The sequence below is a fragment of the Mycolicibacterium alvei genome (assembly GCF_010727325.1).
GTDB lineage: Bacteria > Actinomycetota > Actinomycetes > Mycobacteriales > Mycobacteriaceae > Mycobacterium > Mycobacterium alvei.
This window is the reverse complement of sequence record NZ_AP022565.1, coordinates 1,081,199-1,105,603: the sequence shown is the minus strand read 5'-3', so window position 1 is coordinate 1,105,603 and position 24,405 is coordinate 1,081,199. Positions and strand designations below refer to the sequence as shown.

Sequence of the window (24,405 nt, the reverse complement as noted above, 5' to 3'; positions counted from 1 at the left end):
CGTTGTCGGTGAGTGCCGAACCAGGAGGCTGCCATGCGCCGGGTGTGGTCGTGGTTGTTCGCGTTGGCGCTCATCGCCTTTGGTCTGCTGTGGCCGCTGGTGTTCACCGGCGGGTCTTCATCGGGCCCCGGCCCGGCCGATCCGGTGGTGATCACCGACTACCGTGCTGATTTCACCGTGGACGGCACCGGGCGCATGGTCGCCGTCGAAACCGTCACCGGCAATTTCCCCAGCGGGCGACACGGCATCTTTCGGTACTGGGACGTGGCAAATCAGAACAACTCCCGGCTCCGGCAGGTACCCGAGATCACCTCGATCACGATGGATGGGTCACCGATGACCTATCAACTGCTGTGGGAGAACGGAAAACGCTTCCGGGTGGCCAAGATCGGAGACCCGGACTCCACTCTCGACTGGGGCAGCCACGTCTTCGAGATCCGCTACACGATCGACGGTGTCCTCGATCCGGGCGGTGTCGGTGCCGGGCGTGAGTTCGCCTCGAACATCGGTAGCCCCGATGCCCAGTCGGCCTTCTACTGGAATGTCGTCGCACCGGCCTGGAACAACACGATCGAGCGGGCCGATATTTCGGTCACTCTGCCGGCCGGGTTGACCGGCGCCGGATGCAGTGTCGGATTCGGTGTCGGGAGCGCCTGCACGGATCTGCGCACCGAAGGCAACACCGTACGACTGGTGGCGACCGACCTGGAGCCGCACACACCGGTGACGCTGCGCGCCGGAATCGACGTGGCGACACCGCCTCAGGTGACCCTGCCCTGGCCGTACACGTGGGACCGGATCCTCGGCCGATCGGTGAGCGCACTGTTGTGGATCGCCCTGCTGAGCGTCGGCATGGGGCTGCTCGCCTACCTCTGGACCCGCACGACCGTCGAACCGGCACCGGGATTTCCGGTGCAGTACGCCCCGCCGGAGGGGCTCGGGCCGGTGCAGACCGAGTACATCCGCACCGAGACCGTCCCCAAGAATGGGCTGAGCGCCACCCTGTTCCACCTGGCCGAGCGAGAGCTCGTGGAGTTGCGGCAGGTCAGCGACAACCACTGGAAGATCAAAGGTCGGGCGAAGCCGGCGCATTGGGCCGAAGTCGATCCGGTCGGCATCGCCGTGGGCGCGGCGCTCAAGGTGATGTCGGTGGGGGCCGAGTTCTCCGCCAAGGACACCGCGGCATCGGGCAAGAAGCTGAGCAAGGCCAAGGCCGACATGGTTGTCGCGGTGCGCAAATGGGCCCTCGACGGCGGCTTCATGGTCAAGCGTCGCAAGGAACTGTGGATCCGGGTCGCCAATGTCGCGGCGTTCTTCGCCACGCTGGCCGGCTTCTTCCTCTGGTTCGGTATCACTTTGTGGGGGTTGCCGTTCGCGGCGTTCTTCGTGTTCTCCGTAAGTTCGTGGAAGGGCGGTGTGGGGACCCGTCGGACCCCGGCCGGTCGCGAATTGTGGTCGCGGGCCGAGGGTTTCCACCGGCTGTTGTCCACTGACTCGGCCGAGACCAGGTTCGACTTCGCTGCCCGCAAAGACCTCTACCTGGCCTATATTCCGTTCGCGGTGGCCGGCGGTACCGCCGCACTGTGGGCCAAGAAGTATCAGGACACCGTGGGGGCCGCTGCACCCCAACCAAACTGGTACAACTCGTCGTCATCGTCGGACAGCAGCCACGGTTTCACCGGCGGATCCGGGGGCGCGGACTTCGACAGTTTCGAATCGGCACTATCGTCGTCGATCGGGGCGTACACCGCCTCGCAGTCGTCCTCCTCGTCGTCGAGCGGCGGATCATCGTCGTCCGGTGGAGGCGGTGGGGGTGGCGGAGGAGGAGGGGGAGGCTCGTGGTGAGACTGCTGTTGATCGTGGTGCTGGTACTCGCGGTGGCGGTACTGGTGGGCTTCGTCGTGGGCTACAACAAACTGCGGGCGGCGGACGTGCGGGTCGCCGAGGCGCTCGGTGGCATCGACGTCGAGTTGACCCGCCGGGCAGCACTGATTCCGGCGCTCGTGCAGGCCGTGGCAACGTTCGCCTCGCACGAGACGGCGGTCCTCGGCCGGGTCAGCGGGGCCCAGGCCGCCCTGGCCGCGGCGACCGGTGGTGCCTCGGTGGTGCAGCGCAGCGCCGCCGAACACGATCTGGACAGTGCGCTGACCGGCATGCTGGCGTTGGGATCGTCCTACCCGCAACTCAATTCGTCCGCCAACTTCATGAACCTGCAGGAGAACCTGACCGACACCGAGAACAAGCTGGCGTTCGCCCGCCAGTACTACAACGACGCTGTGGCCACCCTCAACCGGCTGGTCGGATCCATCCCTTGGGTGTATCTGGCGCCGCTGGCCGGAGTATCGGAACGGGAGTACTACCGCTCTCCCCAATAGCTTCGAGGTTCCAGGCAGACCCGCCTGAGCTCCTGCCAAAAAACTTTGGCCACTTTGGTCCCGTGGGTCCCAAACTCGGCGCTTCTGTCAGGATATCGAACTAGTGTTCGAATCATGAAGGTTGGGTTGGTGCAGAGCCGGGACGCGGTACAGACCGCACTCGCCGGCCACCTGGCCGCGACCGCGGCGCTGGCTGACAGTGATTTCACCGGGTTCGACACCGCCGAGTTGTTGGCGATGCAGTCCCAGCGCGAGCAGCAGGCCCGCACGCAGGCGATGATCGATCACCGGATTCAAGCCGCCCTGATGGCTCAGGCCGCCCCGCACGAGATCGGCGGCAAGTCCTGGAAGGATGTGCTGGCCACCCGGATGCGGATCAGCGGCAAGGAAGCGTCACGCCGCGTGGCCGCAGCCGTCGACCTCGGGCCGCGCTATGCCATCGGCGGTGAGGTGCTGGAACCGCTACTGCCCGCATGCGCCGAGGGGCTGCTGTCCGGGGCGATCAACACTGAACACATCACGATCATCGGCGACACCGTCGCCAAAGCCGAAAAGTACCTGAGCCCCGCTGAACTCGCCCAGATCGAAACCGACCTGGTGGCCGCAGCCACTCGCGACACCCCCGAAACGCTCAAGGCCGCCGCGGACAAACTGCTCTATCTGCTCAACCAAGACGGCGACTCACCCGATGTCGCCGCCCACCTACGTGGACTACGTGTCGGCAAACAAGATCCCGACGGACTGGTTCATATCCAGGGCTGGCTCGACCCCGAGACAGCGGCATATCTGACCACTGTCACCGGCGTGTGGGGCGCACCCGGCATCAACAACCCCGGTGACCAACAACCAGTCCACAACCCCACGCCCAACCCGCTCGACACTCCCGACGCCCCAGGCGCCGACGCCCCAGACGCAAAGGCCGAACCCGAGCCCGAGCCCCAGCCTGAGCCGGCTGCTACCGACGAGTCCCCAGGTCAGCGAGCGCAGCGGGAGGCGGCGAGCCGCGACACCCGAACCCAGGCCCAGCGCAACCACGACGCACTCAAAGTGGCACTGCGCGAACTGCTGATGTCCAAACGACTCGGCCAGCACGGCGGCCTGCCGGTCACCGTGGTCGTCTCCACCACCCTGGCCGAACTGGAAGCCGGGGCCGGCATCGCCATCACCGGGGCGGGCCTGCGGATGCCGATGACAGACCTCCTCCGCTTGGCATCGCACAGCTTTCACTACCTGATCGTCTACGAGCACCACACCGCCGAACCGCTCTACATGGCCCGCACCACCCGACTGGCCACCAAAGCCCAACGGCTCCTGCTCTACAACCGCGACCGCGGCTGCACCCGCCCCGGCTGCACCGCACCGGCCGACCACTGCCAGGTCCACCACGCTCAAGCCGACTGGCAACACGGCGGACACACCGACGCCCCCGACCTTGCCCTGAGCTGCGGACCCGACAACCGCCTCATCGGACTGGGCTGGACCACCAGCATCGACCCACACACCGGCCGCATCCACTGGCATCCACCACCCCTGATGAACACCGGCCAAGACACCCTCAACCACCACTTCCACCCCGAAGAACTCCTGGTCCCACCGGAAGAATCTGGCGACGGCTAGAACCCGCCCCAATTCAGCCCAACCACGCTGCTGCACAACATGATTGAGCTCCGACACGCGCAAACTCGACATGCTGGGCCTGATTCCTTGAGTCGGGGGCAGCGATGGGCAACTGCTCGAGCCCGGACGGCAGCTCTGCGTCAACTCGACGTCGATGAGCCGAGCCATTAGGGGAGCAGCGGGCCGGATACCTAAACTGATTCGGTGCGTCTTGTCTTTGCCGGAACTCCAGAGCCTGCCCTCCCGTCGTTGCAGCGGCTGATCGACTCGCCCCGTCATGAGGTGGTCGCGGTGCTGACCCGGCCCGACGCCGCGGCCGGACGTCGCGGCAAACCCGCTCCATCGCCGGTCGCGCAGCTGGCGCTCGAACACGACATCCCGGTTCTGCGACCGGCCAAGCCCAACTCCGACGAGTTCGTCGCCGAGCTGTCCGAGCTGGCACCGGACTGCTGTGCGGTGGTCGCCTACGGTGCGCTGCTGAGCGAGCGCCTGCTCGCCGTGCCGCAACACGGCTGGATCAATCTCCACTTCTCGTTGCTACCGGCCTGGCGCGGGGCGGCACCGGTACAGGCCTCCCTGGCGGCGGGCGAAGAGGTGACCGGAGCCACGACGTTCCTGATCGAGCCGGCACTGGACTCCGGCCCGGTCTATGGGGTGGTGACCGAGCGGGTACGCGACACCGACACTGCGGGCGATCTGCTTGGGCGGCTTGCTGATTCGGGAGCCGAACTACTGGAGTCCACTCTTGACGGCATCGCCGAAGGGGCGCTGACCGCGGTACCGCAACCGGCCGACGGAGTCAGCCTGGCACCCAAGATCACGGTGGAGTCGGCCCGGGTGCGCTGGGATCTCCCGGCCCACGTCATCGACCGGCGTATCCGGGCGGTCACCCCGAATCCCGGCGCCTGGACGACAATCGGGGACCTGCGGATCAAGGTCGGTCCGGTCACCCTGGCGCAGTCGGACGTCTCGTTGGAACCCGGTGACATCCGGGTCGAACGCAACGCGGTGCTGGTCGGTACGGGCTCGCAACCGGTACAGCTCGGGCAGATCCAGCCGCCCGGAAAGAAACTCATGAACGCCGCCGACTGGGCCCGCGGCGCACGGTTGGAGGAAACGGTGCGCGCATCATGAGCAGGCCAACCAACCGTCCGAACCGGCCCAATCGTGCGTCGCAAGGCAAGCGCCCGACCAGACGCACGCCACTGGACCCGGCCCGCCGGGCGGCGTTCGACGTGCTGCGCGCGGTGTCGGAACGTGACTCCTACGCCAACCTGGCCCTGCCCGCCCTACTGAGGGAGCGGGGGATTGAGGGGCGCGACGCGGCGTTCGCGACCGAGCTGACCTACGGCGCCTGCCGCAGCCGGGGGCTGCTCGACGCGGTCATCGCTGCGGCAGCCGGGCGCCCACCCGAGCAGATCGATCCGGTGTTGCTCGACCTGTTGCGCCTGGGCACCTACCAACTGCTGCGTACCCGGGTCGAGCCGCATGCCGCGGTATCCACCACCGTCGAACAGGCCGGCATCGAATTCGATACGGCCCGAGCCGGTTTCGTCAACGGCGTACTCCGGACGATCTCCCGCAGCGCCGAAGCGGAATGGATGGAGCAGCTGGCACCGCCGATGGCCACCGATCCGGTCGGGCATGCGGCGTTCGTGCACGCCCACCCGCGATGGATCGCCCAGGCCTTCACCGACGCGCTCGGGGCCAGGGCCGGTGAACTCGACGCCCTGCTGACCAGTGACGACGAGCGTCCCCTGGTGCATCTGGCGGCGCGGCCCACCGCCCTGACCGCCGCCGAACTGGCCGCACAGGCCGACGGCACGGTGGGCCGCTACTCGCCGTATGCGGTCTACTTGCCCGGCGGTGATCCCGGTCAGTTGGCAGCCGTGCGTGACGGCGCCGCCCAGGTCCAGGACGAGGGCAGCCAGTTGGTGGCCCGTGCGCTGACGCTGGCCGGACTCGACGGCCCGGACACCGGCCGCTGGCTCGATCTGTGCGCCGGACCGGGTGGCAAGACCGCCCTGCTGGCCGCCATCGGCGCGGCCTCGGGTGCACGCGTCACCGCGGTCGAACCGGCACCACGCCGCGCCGATCTGGTCGAGGAGAACGTTCGCGGGCTCGACGTCGACGTGCACCGTGTGGACGGACGGGAATCCGGTCTGGAACCCGGATTCGACCGGGTCCTCGTCGATGCCCCCTGCACCGGGTTGGGCGCGCTGCGCCGGCGCCCCGAGGCGCGGTGGCGTCGTCAGCCCGCCGATGTCCCCGGGCTGGCGAAACTGCAGCGTGAGCTGCTGGCCGCGGCCATCAAGCTGACCCGCCCCGGTGGTGTGGTCCTCTACGCGACCTGTTCGCCTCATCTGGCTGAAACGGTCGGGGTGGTGGCCGATGCGGTGCGCCGGTATCCGGTGACTCAGCTGGATGCGCGGGAGTTGTTCGCCCCGGCCGACGATCTCGGCGACGGACCGCATGTCCAGCTGTGGCCGCACCGGCACGGGACCGATGCGATGTTCGCCGCCGTGCTAAAAGTAGGCTGATCGCCATGGCAGAACCCCTGATCGCCCCGTCCATCCTGTCCGCCGATTTCGCGCGGCTCGCCGATGAGGTCGCCGCGGTGGCCGGGGCCGACTGGCTGCATGTCGATGTCATGGACAACCACTTCGTGCCCAACCTGACGCTGGGCATGCCGGTCGTGGAGTCGCTGCTGAAGGTGACCGACATCCCGATGGACTGCCACCTGATGATCGATCAGCCGGAGCGCTGGGCGCCGCCGTACGCCGAGGCGGGTGCCTACAACGTCACGTTCCACGCCGAAGCGACCGACAACCCGATCGGCGTGGCCCGCGATATCCGCGCCGCCGGTGCCAAGGCCGGCCTTTCGGTGAAACCGGGCACTCCGCTGGAGCCGTACCTGGAGATCCTCAAGGAGTTCGACACCCTGCTGGTGATGTCGGTGGAGCCCGGGTTCGGCGGACAGAAGTTCATCCCGGAGGTGCTCTCCAAGGTGAGCACGGTGCGCCGCCTCGTCGACTCCGGAGAATTGACCATCGTCGTCGAGATCGACGGAGGCATCAATGCCGACACCATCGAGCAGGCCGCCGAGGCCGGCGTGGACTGCTTCGTAGCCGGGTCCGCGGTGTACAGCGCGGCCGATCCGGCAGCTGCGGTGAAATCCCTGCGCCTGCAGGCCGCGAGCGCCTCAAGACATCTGGCGCTATGACGCCCGAGGCCGCGATGCGGCTGGCCATCAAACAAGCCGAACAGGTCAAGGGCTCGACCTATCCCAATCCGCCCGTGGGTGCGGTGATCTTGGACCGCGACGGGCAGATCGCCGGGGTCGGCGGGACGCAACCGGTCGGTGGTCCGCACGCCGAGGTGGTGGCGTTGCAGGTGGCCGGCGACCGTGCCAAGGGCGGCACCGCCGTCCTCACCCTGGAACCGTGCAATCACCACGGTCGCACCCCGCCGTGCGTGGATGCGCTTCTCACAGCGGGTATTTCGACGGTCATCTTTGCGGTGTCCGACCCCAACCCGGAAGCGGAAGGCGGGGCGCAACGCCTCTCTGATTCCGGCGTCACCGTCAGTGCCGGGGTGTTGGCCGACGAGGTCGAAAAGGGACCGCTGCGCGAGTGGCTGCACAAGCAGCGCACCGGATCGCCGCATGTCACATGGAAATTCGCGACCAGCGTGGACGGACGCAGCGCTGCTGCCGACGGGTCCAGCCAGTGGATCACCAGTGAGGCCGCACGTGCCGACGTGCATCGTAAACGCGCTGTGGCGGAAGCGATCGTGGTCGGCACCGGCACGGTGTTCGTTGATGATCCGACGCTGACCGCACGCAGGCCCGACGGGTCGCTCGCCGACCGTCAACCGCTGCGCGTGGTGGTGGGTATGCGCGAGGTGTCGCCGGACGCCAATGTGCTCAACGACGATTCGCGCACCATGCTGATCCGCACGCATGATCCACATGAGGTGCTGCGGTCCCTGGGGGACCGGACCGACGTGATCCTGGAGGGCGGGCCGACGCTGGCCGGGGCCTTCCTGCGGGCCGGCGTGATCAACCGGATCGTGGCTTATGTCGCACCGATATTGCTGGGTGGACCGATCACTGCGGTCGACGACATCGGGGTGCTCAGCATGGTGCATGCTCAGCGTTGGCGATTCGACGGCATCAACGCGATCGGTCCGGATGTCCGTCTGAGCTTGGTGCCCAACGGATAGCAGGCTCGCAGCAGTTGGCCAGCTTTAGTTAGGGTGACCTAAATTACGGCCCTGAAATACCGGGCATTGTCGGTGACGATCGGTACACTCGTACCAGAGCGCGTTTCACTGCCGAATGTGCGCCAGGTGAACACGAGCAAAGGACGCGAGCATGACTGCACTGCAGGACTGGGTCCCCATTCCCGCATGGACCCCTCGCACGATCCGCGCGCTGGTGCGTGTCCCACTACGTATTGCGTTGCCCGACCGGCCAACTGAGGCCGGCCGGGCGCCACGCTTGCTGAGCCCCGGGGTCGAGCGCTGCTGAACCGATCAGCTGGATCGGTGACCCGTCGGCTGCTCCTGGGGTAGCTGCACCGGCTCGTCGACGTGGACGTTGCGCGCGGCGATCAGCAGGCCGAGCACCGCACCCACCACGCAGACGAGCGCGGTGATCCCGAAGATATCGCCGTACATGGCGACGTACGCCTCGCGATAGCGGACTGCCTGCGACGCCAGCCGCTCCTGCAGCGACATTTCGGTGGAGTTCGCCGCGGCCGCCAGGCCGGCCAGGTGCTGATTGAAGCGGAACAGGCCCCAGGCGGACAGCCCCGCCATGCCGATCAGCATGCCGATCATCCGAGCCACCACCACGAATGCCGAGGCGATCCCGTGCTGTGCGGCAGGCACCACCCGCAGCGCTGCGGAGGTGAGCGGAGCGATCACCAGCCCGAGTCCCAGACCCACGAGCGCCAGATCGGTGTCCAGCACCGGCACACGGAACAGACCCAGGTCGTAGGAGGCGTCGAGCACGTCCATCGACCAGTGGGTGATCAGCCAGAAGCCACCGGCCGCGATCATCAGGCCGACGAAGGTGACGATGCGATCCCCGACGCGGGTGGCGATCCAGCCGCCGACCAGCGCGCCGATCGGCAGGGCGCCCAGGAACCACAGCAGCAGGAAGGCGGTCTCGTACTTGTCCTTGCCGAGAACGCCCTGCCCGAACAGTTCGACATTGACCAGCGTGACCATCAGCGCCGCACCGGTACACAACGAGGCGGCAAGCGCAGCCAGGAACGGCCGGAACTTCACCCCCGCAGGTTCGATCAGCCGGGTCCGGGCCACCTTCTCCCACACGAAGAACGCGACGGCTGCCACCAGCGCACCGATCAGGAGCGGCAGACCCCAGCTGGGCAGGATCTGCTTGCCGTCCGGTTCGGGGTTGTACAGACCGACGACGGCCAGGCCCAACGCAATCGCCAGCAGGACGCCGCCGACGACGTCGACCTTCTCCGGCTGGTCGCTCGGCTCCTTGCCCGGCAGGCTGAAGTGGATCATCACCATGGCGATGACGGCCAGCGGCACATTGATCCAGAACACGGCCTGCCAGTGATGGAACAGCGCGACCGCGCCGATGCCGTAGAGCGGGCCCAGGACACTGCCGAATTCCTGTGCGGCGCCGACGCCGCCCAGCACCGCGGCGCGGCTACGTGCGGCCCACAGATCGGCGGCCAGCGCGAGGGTCACCGGCAACAGCGCACCGCTCGCGGTGCCCTGGACGATGCGGCCGATGACCAGAGTGGTCAGGTTGCCGGACAGTGCGGTGATCACCGAACCGACCGCGAAACCGGCCAGTCCGACCTGGATCAGCATCTTGCGCCCGAACCGGTCCGAGGCCCGGCCCAGCAGCGGCATGGCGGCGATATAGCCCAGCAGATAGCCCGTGATGATCGGTGTGACCTGCTGGATCTTGTTTATCGGGATGCCGACGTCGGACATGATGTCGGTCATGATCGTGACCACGACGTAGGTGTCGAGGGCACCGAGCAGCACGGCAAGACTGCCCGCGCTGATCGCGATGTGGCGGTTGCGGCCGGCGCTCACCGACTGCGCACCCCGCATCAGGACGCGGGCTTGGTGACGGTGACCTGCTTACCCCAGTCAGTCAGGGTCATGGTGACGCTGTTCCCGGGGGTGGGTTCGAGCTTGGCCTGCAGCAGGGTGTGGTTCCCGTCCTCGGTGATCCAGGCGGTTCCCGGGACCGGGCCGGTGGCCTTGAGCTGCGGGGCGATCTTGTTGACCGCGTCGGCGCTGACGGTGCCGGTCACCCGGACACCCTCGGTGCCGCCGATCGATTCACGGCCGTCGGCCTTGGCGTCGCTGAAGTTCGCCAGCACGTTGGCGAGGCCGGTGTCGGGGTTCAGGATGGCCGAGATGTCGTAGATCTTCTCGGCCGGTCCGTAATTGGACAGCGGGTCGCCGGGGGTCAACGCGGCGTAGAGGTTTCCGTCGGCGACGACGAACTTTGCATCCTCGATCTTCTGGCCGAAAGCGATGAGGTCGGTGGTGCCCTCGGCGGCCACCTCGGGAGTATTCGTCAGGTCACCGTCGAGCTTCTCGATGGGAAGGCCGTCGATCGTGCCCTGGACGGTCAGCAGCAGGTGAACGCTCTGCTGGGCCTTGGTGCTGGCCGCGGACTCCTGGAGGACCTGTGCCGCATCGGGCAGTGGCGCTGTCGACGTCTCCGTGGACGACGACGACGAGCAGCCCGCGACAAGCGCGGTCGCTGCGAAGAAAGTGGCGAGTAGGGACTGGACTGCGAAGCGTGGGCGCGTCTGCATGACTTGCATCGTAGAGGCTCGCGGCGGTCGGGCGTTTTCTCCAACCCGAGGTGGACTGAATACTCTGGTCGACGTGTTCACCGGAATCGTTGAAGAGCTGGGTGTCCTGGTCGATAAAGCGGAGCTCACGGATGCCGCCCGGTTCACCATCCGCGGCCCTGTGGTCACCTCCGATGCCGGTCACGGCGACTCGATCGCGGTGAACGGGGTCTGTCTCACCGTGGTGGACGTGCTGCCCGACGGTGCGTTCACCGCAGACGTCATGGGGGAGACGCTCAGCCGCTCGAGCCTGGGTGGGGTCGGTGTCGGCAGCCAGGTGAACCTGGAGCGGGCCGCCGCGGTCAACAGTCGCCTCGGTGGACACATCGTGCAGGGGCACGTGGACGGCACCGGCACTGTGGTTTCCCGCACGCCCTTCGACCACTGGGAAGTGGTGCGCATCGGTCTGCCTGCCACGCTGTCGCGTTATGTGGTGGAGAAGGGCTCGATCACCGTGGACGGGGTCTCGCTGACGGTGTCGGCGGTGGCTGATGACTGGTTCGAGGTGTCGTTGATTCCCACGACGCGTGAGCTCACCACGCTGGGCCAGGCGGCCGTGGGGACGACGGTCAATCTCGAGGTCGACATCATCGCGAAATATGTTGAGCGGTTGATGGCCGGTACCGGTGAGTAAGAGCTGGCAATAACCGCTGGATTTCGGTGGTTCATACTGGAGTCGGCATATGGTCCCGCCGTGGGGACCTGGCATGAGAACAGGCAAGGTGGCGCAGATGACCAGGCTCGATTCCGTCGAGAGGGCGATAGCCGATATCGCGGCGGGCAAAGCCGTGGTGGTGATCGACGACGAGGACCGCGAGAACGAGGGCGATCTCATCTTCGCTGCCGAGAAGGCCACCCCTGAACTTGTCGCCTTCATGGTCCGTTACACCTCCGGTTATCTGTGCGTGCCGTTGGACGGTGAGGTCTGCGACCGCCTGGGCCTGCTGCCGATGTACGCGGTCAACCAGGACAAGCACGGAACTGCCTACACCGTCACGGTGGATGCGAAAAAGAATGTGGGAACCGGTATTTCGGCGTCCGACCGGGCTACCACCATGCGAGCGCTGGCCGATCCCGGCTCGGCGATCGACGACTTCACCAAACCCGGCCATGTGGTTCCGCTGCGTGCCAAAGACGGTGGCGTGCTGCGCCGCCCGGGCCACACCGAGGCCGCGGTGGACCTGGCCCGCCTGGCCGGGCTGCAGCCCGCCGGGGCGATCTGCGAGATCGTCAGCCAGAAGGACGAGGGCGACATGGCGCGCACCGACGAGCTGCGCGTGTTCGCCGACGATCACGACCTGGCGCTCATCTCCATCGCCGATCTCATTGAGTGGCGCCGCAAGCACGAGAAGCACATCGAGCGCATCGCCGAGGCGCGGATCCCGACCCGGCACGGCGAGTTCGTGGCAGTGGGTTACAAGAGCATCTACGAAGACGTCGAGCATGTCGCGCTGGTCCGCGGCGACATCTGCGGGCCCACCAGTGACGGCCACGATGTCCTGGTCCGGGTGCACTCGGAATGCCTGACCGGTGACGTGTTCGGCTCCCGGCGCTGTGACTGCGGACCGCAACTGGACGCCGCGATGGCGATGGTGGCCCGCGAAGGCCGTGGTGTGGTGCTCTACATGCGTGGGCACGAGGGCCGGGGCATCGGTCTGATGCACAAGCTGCAGGCCTATCAGCTGCAGGACGCCGGCGAGGACACCGTCGACGCGAATCTGAAGCTCGGCCTGCCTGCCGACGCCCGTGACTACGGCATCGGGGCGCAGATCCTGGTCGACCTGGGTATCCGGTCCATGCGCCTGCTGACCAACAACCCCGCCAAGCGGGTCGGCCTGGATGGTTACGGGCTGCACATCATCGAGCGGGTTCCGCTGCCGGTGCGGGCGAACTCGGAGAACATCCGCTACCTGATGACCAAGCGGGACCGGATGGGCCACGACCTCGTCGGCCTCGAAGATTACGACGAAGCGGTGAGTATGGACGACTACGACGAGGCGGTGTACCTGCTCGGTGACCGCCGGCCGCCCAGCGCGACCGATTCGGGTTCGAGCCTGTGAGCGGCCACGGAGTTCCCGACCTGCCCCGGGTGGACGCTGCGAATGTGAAGCTGGCGATCGTGGCAAGCACCTGGCACACCCAGATCTGCGATGCGCTGCTCGACGGTGCGCGCAAGGTCGCCGCTGACGCCGGTATCGGCGATCCGACGGTGGTGCGGGTACTCGGGGCCATCGAAATCCCGGTGGTGGCACAGGCATTGGCGGCCACTCATGATGCGGTGGTGGCGCTGGGTGTGGTAATCCGCGGCCAGACCCCGCATTTCGACTACGTGTGCGACGCGGTGACGCAGGGCTTGACCCGGGTGTCGCTCGACGCGTCCACTCCGGTCGCCAACGGTGTGCTGACCACCGACAACGAGGCCCAGGCCCTGGACCGAGCCGGTCTCCCGGACTCGACGGAGGACAAGGGCGCCCAGGCGGCGGCAGCAGCGTTGTCCACCGCGCTGACGCTGCGGGAACTGCGTGCCAAGGCGTGACATGCCATGGCTGAAGATATGACGACGGAAACCTGGGATGTTGACATCCGGCCTCATCGCACACCGTATTTCGCCTACGGTGCGGCGCTGATCATCTTCTTGGCGCACGTGACGGTCGGAGCGCTGCTGAAGGTGGGATCTACCGGCGTGGTCTTCCAGACCTCCGATCAGGTGGCGATCGCCCTGCTCGGGGCAATCATCGGCGCGGTTGTGCTGATGTTCGCACGGCCGCGGTTGCGGGTGGGCCCGTCGGGAGTAGCGGTCCGGAATCTGATCAGTTTCAAGGTGATTCCATGGCCGGAGGTGCTCGGACTGTCGTTCCCGGTCGGCGCCCGCTGGGCCCGGCTGGATCTACCCGACGATGAGTACATCCCGGTGATGGCGATCCAGGCAGTCGACAAGGGTCGTGCGATCGAGGCGATGGACGAGGTTCGGGACCTGATCGACCGTTACCGCCCGAATCCGGGCTGAGGCGCCCGGTCAGCCGGTATCGCCGAGCGCCAGGCCTTCGCGGCGGGGGTCCGCCCCGCCGATCCAGCCCGGCGACGCCCGTACCAGGGCTGAGAGCCCACTGGGCTGATCGGCCAGCGAAACCTGATGCCCGAGTGCGCGCAGGCCCTCGACCAGTTGATCGCGGTCGCCGTTGGCGGCGGTGTCGACCAACGGATGCTCACCGCCCACGTTGGTGACGGGCGTGTTGGCCGCGCCGAAGTTGATCATGGATATCGCCTGCTGTGGATCCAGACCCCAATCCAGCATGCCGACAAGGGTTTTCACGATGAACTGGATGATGAGCGGGCCACCGGGGGAGCCCAGGACCGCATAAAGCGGACCCCGTTGCGGCCCGGTCTTGTCGAAGACCAGGGTGGGGGCCATGGTGCTCCGCGGGCGCTTGCCGGGCTGGACGCGATTGGGTATCGGCTGACCTTCGACGCTGATCGGCTCGGCCGAGAAATCGGTGAGCTGGTTGTTCAGCAGGAATCCGTCGACCATGTGGAACGATCCGAACGCCGACTCGATCGAGGTGGTCAGCGACGCCGCGTTGCCGAAACGGTCGACCACGCTGATCTGGCTGGTGCCGTGCTCGGGTGCCGGCGGTGTGGTTATCGGCGGCGCGAAGTCCCCGGGTGCGGCGATGCCCATCGTGTGGTTCCTGGAGATCAGCGCGCTCCGGCCGGTGAGGTAGGCACCGTCGAGCAGGGTTTCGGGGGATCCACCGGGCAGTGGGACGAAATCGGTATCGGCAACGTAGCGATCGCGATCGGCGTATGCGAGCCGTTCGGCCTCGGAGATGAGGTGCACTCCGGTTACCGACGGATGACCGCCGTTCGGGTCGACATGGGCCGGCTTGTAGTCGCTCATCGGGAAGTGCTCGAGCATGCCGAGGGTGGCCGCCACCGCGATGCCGCCCGATGACGGCGGTGCCATTCCGCAGACCTCGTGACCACGGTAGGTGGTGCACACCGGGTCACGCTGCCGGACGGTGTAGCCGGCGAGATCGTGCGCGGTCATGGCGCTCGGCGTGCGCCCGCCGCTGGTGTCGGTGGCGGCGGCCACGACAGCGCGGGCAATGTCACCGGTGTAGAACGCCTGAGCGCCCTCGGATGCGATGGCGCCCAGGGTTTTCGCGTAGGCCGGGTTGGTCATGCGGGTGCCGGCCGGTTTGGGACTTCCGTCGGGGTTGAGGAAGTAACCGGCGGCGGCGGGGTCCACCCGGAGTTGGGCGTCGGCGTCCTCGATCGCGGCAGCCAGGCGCGGACTGACGTCGAATCCCCGATCTGCCATCGACACGGCCGGGTCGAAGAGGTCGCGCCAGTCCAGCTTGCCGAACTGGCGGTGGACATCGTCGAGCAGTCGCACGATGCCGGGCACCCCGATCGAGCGACCCGATGACCGCGCATCGGGTTTGGGGACGGTGCGGTCGGTCTCCGACACCCAGCGCAGGTAGTTCTCGGTCGCCGCGGTCGGTGCCGTTTCACGCCCGTCGAATGTGCGCACCGTGTCGCCTGCGGCGTCGTAGTAGAGCAGGAACCCGCCGCCGCCGATCCCGGAGGACTGCGGTTCGACGAGCCCGAGTACCGCCTGTGCGGTCACCAGTGCGTCGGCCGCGGTGCCACCGTCGCGCAGCACCTTGCAGGCCGCTTCGGTGGCCAGCGGATTGGCGGTGGCCACCGCGTACGTGGAGGTGCGGACGGCCGTCATGTCGCTGCGGTACCCGGTGCCGATCTCGGGGTTGGTCGCCCGATTTGGCGTCGACGGGGCCTTGGGCTCCGGGGTGCCGTTGGACAGGATCTGGCACGGCCCGGCGTAGGTACTGGCCGGGCGCCGGCTGCTGTCGGCGCATCCGGCAAGGACGACAGCGACGACAGCAACGGCACTGAGCAGCGTGATCACAGAACGGGTGGACGCCGGCAACCGCACAGTTCGACGGTAGCGGAGTTGACCCGGATCGCGGCAGTAACCTGGAAACCGTGCCCGATCCAGCGACGTACCGGCCGGCGCCCGGATCGATACCAGTGGAGCCGGGCGTGTACCGGTTCCGGGACCCGCACGGTCGGGTCATCTACGTCGGTAAGGCCAAGAGCCTGCGGAGTCGGCTGGCGTCGTACTTCGCCGATATTTCGAGCCTGGCGCCGCGCACCCGGCAGATGGTGATGACGGCGGGCAGTGTCGAGTGGACCGTGGTCAGCACGGAGGTCGAGGCACTGCAGTTGGAGTACAACTGGATCAAGGAGTTCGATCCACGCTTCAACATCCGTTACCGCGATGACAAGACCTACCCGGTGCTGGCGGTGACGCTCAACGAGGAGTACCCGCGGCTGATGGTGTACCGCGGACCCCGACGCAAGGGAGTGCGGTACTTCGGCCCGTATTCGCATGCCTGGGCCATCCGGGAGACGCTCGACCTGCTGACCCGGGTGTTCCCGGCCAGGACATGTTCGGCGGGAGTGTTCAAGCGGCACAGGCAGATCGACCGTCCCTGCCTGCTCGGCTACATCGACAAGTGCTCGGCGCCGTGCGTCGGCCGGGTCAGTGCCGAGGAGCACCGGCGGATCGTTCTGGACTTCTGCGATTTTCTGTCGGGCAAGACCGACCGGCTGGCCCGCGACATGGAACAGCAGATGGCCGCGGCCGCCGAGGAATTGAACTTCGAGCGGGCCGCCCGGCTGCGCGATGACATTGCCGCGCTCAAGCGTGCGTTGGAGAAGCAGGCCGTGGTGCTCGGCGACGGCACCGATGCCGACGTGGTGGCGTTCGCCGACGACGATCTCGAGGCCGCCGTGCAGGTGTTCCACGTGCGGGGTGGCCGGGTGCGTGGCCAGCGCGGCTGGATCGTCGAGAAGTCTTCGGAGCCGGAGGCGACCCGTGATTCGGACCCCGGAGCCGCCCCGGTGGCGACGGAGGACCAGAGTCAATCTGGGCGACAACAATTGGTCGAACAGTTCCTCACCCAATTCTACGGTGAGCAGGCCGAACTGGGGGGTGCAGCCGATGAGGCGACCAACCCGGTGCCGCGGGAGGTGCTGGTGCCGGTGCTCCCGCCGAATGCCGAGGAACTGGCGGCATGGCTGTCGGGACTTCGCGGTTCGCGGGTGAGCCTGCGGGTGCCGGTACGGGGCGACAAACGCACGCTGTCGGAGACTGTTGCGCGCAATGCGCATGAGGCGCTGGCCCAGCACAAGCTCAGGCGTGCCGGCGACTTCAATGCGAGATCGGAAGCGCTGCAGAGCATTCAGGACACCCTGGGTCTGGAGGATGCGCCGCTGCGGATCGAGTGCATAGACATCAGCCACGTGCAGGGCACCGATGTGGTGGCCTCACTGGTGGTGTTCGAGGATGGGTTGCCGCGCAAGTCGGATTACCGGCATTACGCGATCCGTGAGGCTGCCGGTGACGGGCGCTCGGACGACGTCGCCTCGATCGCGGAGGTGACGCGACGTCGTTTCCTGCGGCACGTGAGCGATGCGCAGCCGGAGGCGGGTACTGATCAGCGTCCGCGCCGGTTCGCCTACCCGCCCAATCTGTTCGTGGTGGACGGCGGCGCCCCTCAGGTCAACGCGGCTGCGGCGGTACTCGACGAGCTGGGTGTCACCGATGTCGCGGTGATCGGGCTGGCCAAGCGGCTGGAGGAGGTGTGGGTGCCTTCCGAGCCGGATCCGGTGATCTTCCCGCGAAACAGTGAGGGGCTGTATTTGTTGCAGCGCGTGCGCGACGAAGCGCACCGGTTCGCGATCAGCTACCACCGCAGCAAGCGGTCGAAGCGGATGACCGCCTCGGCACTCGACTCGGTGCGGGGGTTGGGCGAACAGCGCCGCAAGGCGTTGGTGACGCATTTCGGTTCGGTGGCCCGACTCAAGGAAGCGACGGTGGAGGAGATCACGGCGGTGCCGGGGATCGGTGTGACGACGGCGAGGGCGGTCCTCGCCGCGCTCGGCGGCGAGCCGCCAATCGAGCCCGGCGGCGAGCCGCCAATCGAGCCCGGCGGCGAGCCGCGAAGTGAGCCCGGCGGCGAGCCGCGAAGTGAGCCCGGCGGCGAGCCGCGAAGTGAGCCCGGCGGCGAGCCGCGAAGTGAGAACAGCACCGGACTGGGCGATTCAGGGGTGCCCGCAACGGTTATCGAGGATGATCGACGGACGGTGTCGGGATGACGGGTAACGGGGACATGACAGGCCAGGCGGATCGCGCATGAACGAACACCTGCGCGAGGGCAGCATCATCGGTGGTGGGGACGCGGATTCGGGGATCGACGTGGTCCTGGTCACCGGACTGTCGGGTGCCGGTCGCGGTACCGCCGCCAAGGTGCTGGAGGACCTCGGCTGGTATGTCGCCGACAACCTGCCCCCGGAGCTGATCGCTCGCATGGTCGAGTTGGGGTTGGCCGCCGGATCGCGGATCACCCAGCTGGCCGTGGTGATGGATGTACGGTCGCGAGGCTTCACCGGTGATCTGGATTGGGTGCGCAACGAGTTGGCAGCGCGCAGCATCACACCGAGGGTGTTGTTCCTGGAGGCGTCTGACGACATTCTGGTGCGACGCTACGAGCAGAACCGCCGCAGTCATCCGCTGCAGGGTACGCAGACCCTGGCCGAGGGGATCGCCGCCGAGCGGGCGTTGTTGGCACCGGTGCGCGCGGCGGCCGATCTGGTGATCGACACGTCTGCGCTTCCGGTGCCGGCCTTGCGGGAGAGCATCGAGCGTGCGTTCGGCGGTGAGACCGTCGCCTACACGAATGTCACCGTGGAGTCATTCGGTTACAAGTACGGCCTGCCGATGGATGCGGACACCGTGATGGATGTCCGGTTCCTGCCGAATCCGCACTGGGTGGACGAGTTACGGCCGCACAGCGGCCAACATCCGGATGTGCGTGACTACGTCCTGGGCCAACCTGGGGCCAGAGAATTTCTCGACACCTACCATCGTCTGTTGGACGTGGTGATCGCCGGTTACCGCCGGGAGGGGAAGCGTTATATGACCGTCGCCATCGGGTGTACGGGCGGCAAACACCGCAGTGTGGCGATCGCCGAGGCGTTGGCGGAGCGGTTGCAGGGCGGTGACGGGCTCACCGTTCATGTGCTGCATCGCGATCTGGGCCGCGAATGACCCCGCGGATTGTCGCCCTCGGTGGGGGGCACGGGTTGTACGCCACCTTGTCGGCGGCGCGGCGGCTCAGCCCGCACGTGACGGCCGTGGTGACGGTTGCCGACGACGGCGGTTCATCGGGTCGGCTGCGCAGCGAACTTGATGTTGTGCCTCCCGGCGACTTGCGAATGGCATTGGCGGCCTTGGCTTCTGACAGTCCGCATGGCCGGTTGTGGGCGACTATCTTTCAGCACCGATTCGGTGGGAGCGGCGCACTGGCCGGTCATCCGATCGGTAATCTGCTGTTGGCGGGCCTCAGCGAGGTGCTGGCCGACCCGGTAGCGGCACTCGACGAACTCGGACGGATTCTCGGGGTGAAGGGCCGGGTGCTGCCGATGTGCCCGATCGCTCTGCAGATCGAGGCCGATGTTGCCGGTCTGGAGTCCGACCCCAGGATGAGCCGGGTGATTCGCGGTCAGGTGGCGATCGCCACCACGGTGGGAAAGGTCCGGCGGGTGAGGTTGCTGCCCGGGGATCCGCCGGCTACCCGGCAGGCGGTGGAGGCCATCATGAGCGCCGATCTCGTGGTGCTCGGGCCGGGGTCGTGGTTCACCAGTGTGATCCCGCACGTGTTGGTGCCGCAGTTGGCGGCGGCTTTGCGGGCGACGACGGCGCGGCGTGCGCTCGTGTTGAATCTGGCTGCAGAGCCGGGCGAAACGGCGGGGTTCTCGGCGGAACGTCATATCCACGTTCTGGCCCAGCATGCTCCGGACTTCAGCGTGCATGACATCATCGTCGATGCCAGCCGAGTGCCGAGCGACCGTGAACGAGAGCAACTCAGCCGCACGGCCAACATCCTCAATGCCCGGGTTGAGTTTGCTGACGTGTCCCGACCTGGTACACCTTTACATGACCCGGCGAAGTTGGCTGCGGTGCTGGAGGGGGTTCGGCTGCGCGCGGCGGCACCCGGCCGGGCAGTGCAGGAGTCGACCGTGCCCACGCCCGCTGCGAGGTCGGTCGACGTTGCGCACCAGGAGCCGGCACCGAAAACACCGAGAGGGGACGATCCGTGGCGATGACAGCCGAAGTGAAGGACGAGCTGAGCCGCCTGGTAGTCAACTCGGTGAGCGCTCGCCGCGCTGAGGTGGCGTCGTTGTTGCGTTTTGCCGGCGGCCTGCACATCGTGGCCGGCCGGGTGGTGGTGGAAGCCGAGGTGGATCTCGGGATCATCGCGCGGCGGCTGCGCAAGGACATTCACGACCTGTACGGGTACAACGCGGTGGTGCACGTGCTGTCGGCCACCGGCATCCGCAAGAACACCCGCTATGTGGTGCGGGTGGCCGCCGACGGCGAGGCGTTGGCGAGGCAGACCGGACTGCTCGACCTTCGTGGGCGCCCGGTGCGAGGACTTCCCGCGCAGGTGGTCGGCGGCAGCGTCGGTGACGCCGAGGCGGCGTGGCGCGGTGCGTTCCTCGCCCATGGATCGCTGACCGAGCCGGGGCGGTCCTCGGCGCTCGAGGTCAGTTGCCCCGGCCCGGAGGCTGCCCTGGCCCTGGTGGGTGCGGCGCGGCGGCTCGGGGTCAGTGCCAAGGCCCGTGAGGTGCGTGGCGCTGACCGGGTGGTGGTGCGCGACGGGGAGGCGATCGGCGCGTTGCTTACCCGGATGGGTGCCCAGGACACGCGGCTGACGTGGGAGGAACGGCGCATGCGCCGCGAGGTCCGTGCCACGGCCAATCGCCTGGCCAATTTCGACGATGCGAATCTGCGCCGATCGGCGCGGGCTGCGGTTGCTGCGGCTGCCCGGGTGGAGCGTGCGTTGGACATCCTCGGTGACGGGGTGCCCGATCATCTGGCTGCGGCGGGCAAATTGCGGGTCGAGCACCGGCAGGCATCGCTGGAGGAATTGGGTCGGCTTGCCGATCCGCCGATGACGAAAGATGCTGTGGCAGGCCGTATCCGGCGCTTGCTCTCGATGGCCGATCGCAAGGCCAAGCAGGAAGGGCTGCCCGACACCGAGTCGGCGGTGACCGCGGATCTGCTCGACGACGCCTGATCCCACGGTGGAGTGAAAACACCGAAACCGCAACGGCTGTCGAGCGTGAAGTGCAGATGCTGACGATTCAGCGCCTCGACATGCCAGGGATAGCTGGCGAGGGACCACGCGCTGTTCGTCGACGCGACGCACGGCCGATCTGGTCGGCCAGGACCGGCACGAACTCGACCAACTCGCCCTACGCGCCGCCGATATCTGGTGCACTGACCAGGACGCGCAGCGGGGCGGCATCAGCACTAGGCTGGCGGCGGGCAGTTCAGTTAACGGCAACTGTAGGGAGAGTCACGTGACCATCCGGGTAGGCGTTAACGGCTTCGGCCGCATCGGGCGCAACTTCTACCGGGCCCTGGCCTCGCAGCAGGCCGAGGGCACAAACACCGACATCGAAATCGTGGCTGTCAACGATCTCACCGACAACGCCACCCTGGCTCACCTGCTGAAGTTCGACTCGATCCTGGGTCGTCTGCCCCAGGAGGTCAGCCTCGACGGCGAGGACACCATCGTCATCGGCGACAAGGTGATCAAGGCCCTCGCAATAAAGGAAGGCCCGGCGGCGCTGCCCTGGGGCGACCTCGGCGTCGACGTGGTCGTCGAGTCGACCGGCATCTTCACCAAGCGCGACAAGGCCCAGGGGCACCTCGATGCCGGGGCCAAGAAGGTCATCATCTCGGCGCCTGCCGTTGATGAGGACATCACCATCGTGCTGGGCGTCAACGACGACAAGTACGACGGCAGCCAGAACATCATCTCCAACGCCTCGTGCACCACGAACTGCCTCGGCCCGCTGGCCAAGGTTCTCAACGATGAGTTCGGCATCGTCAGGGGCCTGATGACCACCATCCACGCCTACACCCAGGACCAGAACCTGCAGGACGGCCCGCACCGGGATCTGCGCCGCGCGCGCGCCGCCGCGCTGAACATCGTCCCGACCTCCACCGGCGCCGCAAGAGCAATTGGCCTCGTCTTACCTGAACTGAAAGGCAAGTTGGACGGTTACGCGTTGCGCGTGCCGATCCCCACGGGTTCGGCCACCGACCTGACCGCCGAGCTGGCCAAGTCGGCGTCCGCCGACGAGATCAACGCCGCGATGAAGGCCGCCGCCGAGGGGCCGATGAAGGGGATCATGAAGTACTACGACGCGCCGATCGTGTCTAGCGACATCGTCACCGACCCGCACAGTTCGATCTTCGACTCCGGCCTGACTAAGGTCATCGACAACCAGGCCAAGGTCGTCTCCTGGTATGACAACGAGTGGGGCTACTCCAACCGTCTCGTTGATCTGGTCGCACTCGTAGGGAAGTCGCTCTAATACCAATGACTGTTAAAACACTCGCTGACCTGTTGGCCGAGGGTGTGGAGGGGCGGGGCGTACTCGTTCGCTCCGACCTCAACGTCCCCCTCGATGACGAGGGCACCATCACCGATCAGGGCCGCATCATCGCCTCGGTCCCGACGCTCAAAGCGCTGGCCGAGGCCGGCGCGAAGGTCGTCGTCACCGCGCATCTGGGACGTCCCAAGGGAACTCCGGACCCGAAACTGTCGCTGGCGCCGGTCGCCGCGGCGCTGGGGGAGAAGCTCGGTCGCCACGTGCAGCTGGCGGGTGACGTGGTCGGCACCGATGCGCTGGCTCGCGCCGAGGGACTCACCGACGGCGACGTGCTGCTGTTGGAGAACATCCGCTTCGACCCGCGGGAGACCAGCAAGGACGACGCCGAGCGGCTGGCGCTGGCCCGTGAATTGGCAGCCTTGGTCGAGGGTCCCGACGGTTCACCGGGTGCCTTCGTCTCCGATGGATTCGGTGTGGTGCACCGCAAACAGGCCTCGGTCTACGACGTCGCCACCCTGCTGCCGCACTACGCGGGCACGTTGGTGGCCACCGAGGTCACGGTGCTCGAGCAGTTGACCAGCTCGACCGAGCGCCCTTACGCCGTGGTGCTCGGTGGTTCCAAGGTCTCTGACAAGCTCGCCGTCATCGAGAACCTGGCCACCAAGGCCGACAGCATCGTCATCGGTGGCGGCATGTGCTTCACATTCCTTGCTGCACAAGGGGTTTCGGTGGGCACCTCGCTGTGCCAGGTTGAGATGATAGACACCTGCAGGCGACTGTTGGACACTTACGCCGACGTGATCCACCTGCCGGTCGACATCGTGGTGGCCGACAAGTTCGCCGCCGATGCCGAACCGGAAACCGTGGCCTCCGACCGCATTCCCGAGGGCAAGATGGGTCTGGACATCGGTCCGGAGTCGGTCAGGCGTTTCACTGCGCTGCTGTCCAACGCCAAGACCGTGTTCTGGAACGGACCGATGGGCGTATTCGAGTTCCCGGCGTTCTCGGCGGGTACCAAGGGGGTGGCCGAGGCGATCATCGGTGCCACCGAAAAGGGTGCGTTCAGCGTCGTCGGCGGCGGCGATTCGGCGGCCGCGGTGCGACAACTCGGGCTGCCCGAGGACGGCTTCTCGCATATCTCGACCGGTGGCGGCGCGTCACTGGAATACCTTGAGGGCAAGACCCTGCCCGGCATCGAAGTACTGGAGTCCTAGACCATGTCGAAAGCCGCACGCAAGCCGTTGATCGCGGGCAACTGGAAGATGAACCTCAATCATTTCGAGGCCATCGCGCTGGTGCAGAAGATCGCGTTCGCCTTGCCGGACAAGTACTTCGACAAGGTGGATGTGACGGTCATCCCGCCGTTCACCGACCTGCGCAGCGTGCAGACGCTGGTCGACGGGGACAAGTTGCGGCTCACCTATGGCGCCCAGGACATGTCCCAGCACGATTCGGGCGCCTACACCGGTGAGATCAGCGGAGCGTTCCTGGCCAAGCTCGGATGCAGTTTCGTGGTGGTGGGGCACTCCGAGCGGCGGACCTACCACGGCGAAACCGATGAGCTGGTGGCCGCCAAGGCGGCCGCGGCGTTCAAGCACGGCCTCACGCCGATCATCTGCATCGGCGAACAGCTCGAAGTGCGCGAGGCGGGCAACCACGTCGAGTTCAACGTGAACTCCCTGCGCGGGTCCCTGGCCGGGCTCAGCGCAGAGCAGATCGGGCAGGCCGTCATCGCCTACGAGCCGGTGTGGGCCATCGGCACCGGCCGGGTGGCCAGTGCCGCCGATGCCCAGGAAGTCTGCAAGGCCATTCGCGCCGAGCTGGGGAATCTGGCCTCGCCTCAGCTCGCGGCCGGTGTCCGGGTGCTCTACGGCGGGTCGGTCAATGCCAAGAACGTCGGTGAGATCGTGGCGCAGGGTGACGTGGACGGCGCTCTCGTCGGCGGTGCCTCGTTGGACGGCGAGCAGTTCGCCACGCTGTCGGCCATCGCCGCGGGCGGACCGCTGCCGTAACCCGGGGGCCTGGACCGGACACCTCACCGGGTAGTCTTACAG

21 protein-coding genes are annotated in these 24,405 nt (G+C 67.1%); 18 read left to right on the top strand and 3 right to left on the bottom strand.

Features of this window, described 5'->3' with window-relative positions:
* The first annotated feature begins 33 nt into the window (after positions 1-33).
* The 7 genes from G6N44_RS05170 (at position 34) to ribD (ending at position 8,216) form a co-directional block, all read left to right on the top strand.
* Positions 34-1,845: a DUF2207 domain-containing protein gene (locus tag G6N44_RS05170; protein WP_163661729.1), complete on the top strand. Its 1,812-nt coding sequence runs from the start codon at positions 34-36 to the stop codon at positions 1,843-1,845.
* Positions 1,839-2,375: a LemA family protein gene (locus G6N44_RS05165; protein ID WP_163661727.1), complete on the top strand. Its 537-nt coding sequence runs from the start codon at positions 1,839-1,841 to the stop codon at positions 2,373-2,375. The genes G6N44_RS05170 and G6N44_RS05165 overlap by 7 nt, the downstream gene beginning before the upstream one ends.
* A 114-nt stretch (positions 2,376-2,489) precedes the next feature.
* On the top strand, positions 2,490-3,992 hold the full coding sequence (locus G6N44_RS05160; protein ID WP_163661725.1) for an HNH endonuclease signature motif containing protein: 1,503 nt from the start codon (positions 2,490-2,492) through the stop codon (positions 3,990-3,992).
* A 204-nt stretch (positions 3,993-4,196) separates the two neighbouring features.
* Positions 4,197-5,126 carry a methionyl-tRNA formyltransferase gene (gene fmt, locus G6N44_RS05155; RefSeq protein WP_163661723.1) on the top strand — a complete coding sequence of 310 codons (930 nt, stop codon included), beginning with the start codon at positions 4,197-4,199 and terminating at the stop codon, positions 5,124-5,126.
* Positions 5,123-6,532, top strand: coding sequence for an RsmB/NOP family class I SAM-dependent RNA methyltransferase (locus tag G6N44_RS05150; protein WP_163661721.1), 1,410 nt, complete (start codon positions 5,123-5,125; stop codon positions 6,530-6,532). Before fmt ends, G6N44_RS05150 begins: the two co-directional genes overlap by 4 nt.
* A 5-nt stretch (positions 6,533-6,537) precedes the next feature.
* Positions 6,538-7,215, top strand: a complete 678-nt coding sequence (rpe, locus tag G6N44_RS05145; RefSeq protein ID WP_163661719.1) for a ribulose-phosphate 3-epimerase — start codon at positions 6,538-6,540, stop codon at positions 7,213-7,215.
* Positions 7,212-8,216, top strand: coding sequence for a bifunctional diaminohydroxyphosphoribosylaminopyrimidine deaminase/5-amino-6-(5-phosphoribosylamino)uracil reductase RibD (ribD, locus tag G6N44_RS05140; RefSeq protein ID WP_163661717.1), 1,005 nt, complete (start codon positions 7,212-7,214; stop codon positions 8,214-8,216). The genes rpe and ribD overlap by 4 nt, the downstream gene beginning before the upstream one ends.
* A 312-nt stretch (positions 8,217-8,528) precedes the next feature.
* On the opposite strand, the gene G6N44_RS05135 is transcribed toward ribD, so the two are convergent.
* Entirely contained in the window at positions 8,529-10,097 is a 1,569-nt protein-coding gene (locus G6N44_RS05135; RefSeq protein ID WP_163661714.1) for an MFS transporter, read from the bottom strand.
* Positions 10,097-10,816 carry an LppX_LprAFG lipoprotein gene (locus G6N44_RS05130; protein ID WP_163661712.1) on the bottom strand — a complete coding sequence of 240 codons (720 nt, stop codon included), beginning with the start codon at positions 10,814-10,816 and terminating at the stop codon, positions 10,097-10,099. Before G6N44_RS05130 ends, G6N44_RS05135 begins: the two co-directional genes overlap by 1 nt.
* Positions 10,817-10,889: 73 nt before the next feature.
* On the opposite strand from G6N44_RS05130, the gene G6N44_RS05125 reads away from it, so the two are divergent.
* The 4 genes from G6N44_RS05125 (at position 10,890) to G6N44_RS05110 (ending at position 13,862) form a co-directional block, all read left to right on the top strand.
* Complete coding sequence (locus G6N44_RS05125) at positions 10,890-11,489, top strand: riboflavin synthase (protein ID WP_163661710.1); 600 nt, start codon at positions 10,890-10,892, stop codon at positions 11,487-11,489.
* A 97-nt stretch (positions 11,490-11,586) separates the two neighbouring features.
* Entirely contained in the window at positions 11,587-12,915 is a 1,329-nt protein-coding gene (locus G6N44_RS05120; protein ID WP_163661708.1) for a bifunctional 3,4-dihydroxy-2-butanone-4-phosphate synthase/GTP cyclohydrolase II, read from the top strand.
* Positions 12,912-13,391, top strand: coding sequence for a 6,7-dimethyl-8-ribityllumazine synthase (gene ribH, locus G6N44_RS05115; protein ID WP_163661706.1), 480 nt, complete (start codon positions 12,912-12,914; stop codon positions 13,389-13,391). Before G6N44_RS05120 ends, ribH begins: the two co-directional genes overlap by 4 nt.
* Before the next feature lie 6 nt (positions 13,392-13,397).
* Positions 13,398-13,862, top strand: coding sequence for a PH domain-containing protein (locus G6N44_RS05110; RefSeq protein ID WP_372508215.1), 465 nt, complete (start codon positions 13,398-13,400; stop codon positions 13,860-13,862).
* Between the two features lie 9 nt (positions 13,863-13,871).
* Here the strand turns inward: G6N44_RS05110 and G6N44_RS05105 are convergent, their stop codons facing one another.
* Positions 13,872-15,806, bottom strand: coding sequence for a gamma-glutamyltransferase family protein (locus G6N44_RS05105; RefSeq protein WP_276039749.1), 1,935 nt, complete (start codon positions 15,804-15,806; stop codon positions 13,872-13,874).
* 56 nt (positions 15,807-15,862) lie between these two features.
* On the opposite strand from G6N44_RS05105, the gene uvrC reads away from it, so the two are divergent.
* The 7 genes from uvrC (at position 15,863) to tpiA (ending at position 24,363) form a co-directional block, all read left to right on the top strand.
* Positions 15,863-18,040, top strand: coding sequence for an excinuclease ABC subunit UvrC (uvrC, locus tag G6N44_RS05100; protein ID WP_163661704.1), 2,178 nt, complete (start codon positions 15,863-15,865; stop codon positions 18,038-18,040).
* Positions 18,041-18,077: 37 nt separating this feature from the next.
* On the top strand, positions 18,078-18,992 hold the full coding sequence (rapZ, locus tag G6N44_RS05095; protein ID WP_163661702.1) for an RNase adapter RapZ: 915 nt from the start codon (positions 18,078-18,080) through the stop codon (positions 18,990-18,992).
* Entirely contained in the window at positions 18,989-20,050 is a 1,062-nt protein-coding gene (gene yvcK, locus G6N44_RS05090) for a uridine diphosphate-N-acetylglucosamine-binding protein YvcK (protein ID WP_163661700.1), read from the top strand. The genes rapZ and yvcK overlap by 4 nt, the downstream gene beginning before the upstream one ends.
* Positions 20,047-21,024 (top strand): DNA-binding protein WhiA, encoded by a 978-nt coding sequence (whiA, locus tag G6N44_RS05085; protein ID WP_163661698.1) that lies wholly within the window; start codon positions 20,047-20,049, stop codon positions 21,022-21,024. Before yvcK ends, whiA begins: the two co-directional genes overlap by 4 nt.
* 286 nt (positions 21,025-21,310) lie before the next feature.
* Positions 21,311-22,333: a type I glyceraldehyde-3-phosphate dehydrogenase gene (gene gap / locus G6N44_RS05080; protein ID WP_163661695.1), complete on the top strand. Its 1,023-nt coding sequence runs from the start codon at positions 21,311-21,313 to the stop codon at positions 22,331-22,333.
* A gap of 5 nt (positions 22,334-22,338) precedes the next feature.
* On the top strand, positions 22,339-23,565 hold the full coding sequence (locus G6N44_RS05075) for a phosphoglycerate kinase (RefSeq protein ID WP_163661693.1): 1,227 nt from the start codon (positions 22,339-22,341) through the stop codon (positions 23,563-23,565).
* A gap of 3 nt (positions 23,566-23,568) precedes the next feature.
* Positions 23,569-24,363 carry a triose-phosphate isomerase gene (gene tpiA, locus G6N44_RS05070; RefSeq protein ID WP_163661691.1) on the top strand — a complete coding sequence of 265 codons (795 nt, stop codon included), beginning with the start codon at positions 23,569-23,571 and terminating at the stop codon, positions 24,361-24,363.
* The last annotated feature ends 42 nt before the right edge of the window (positions 24,364-24,405 follow it).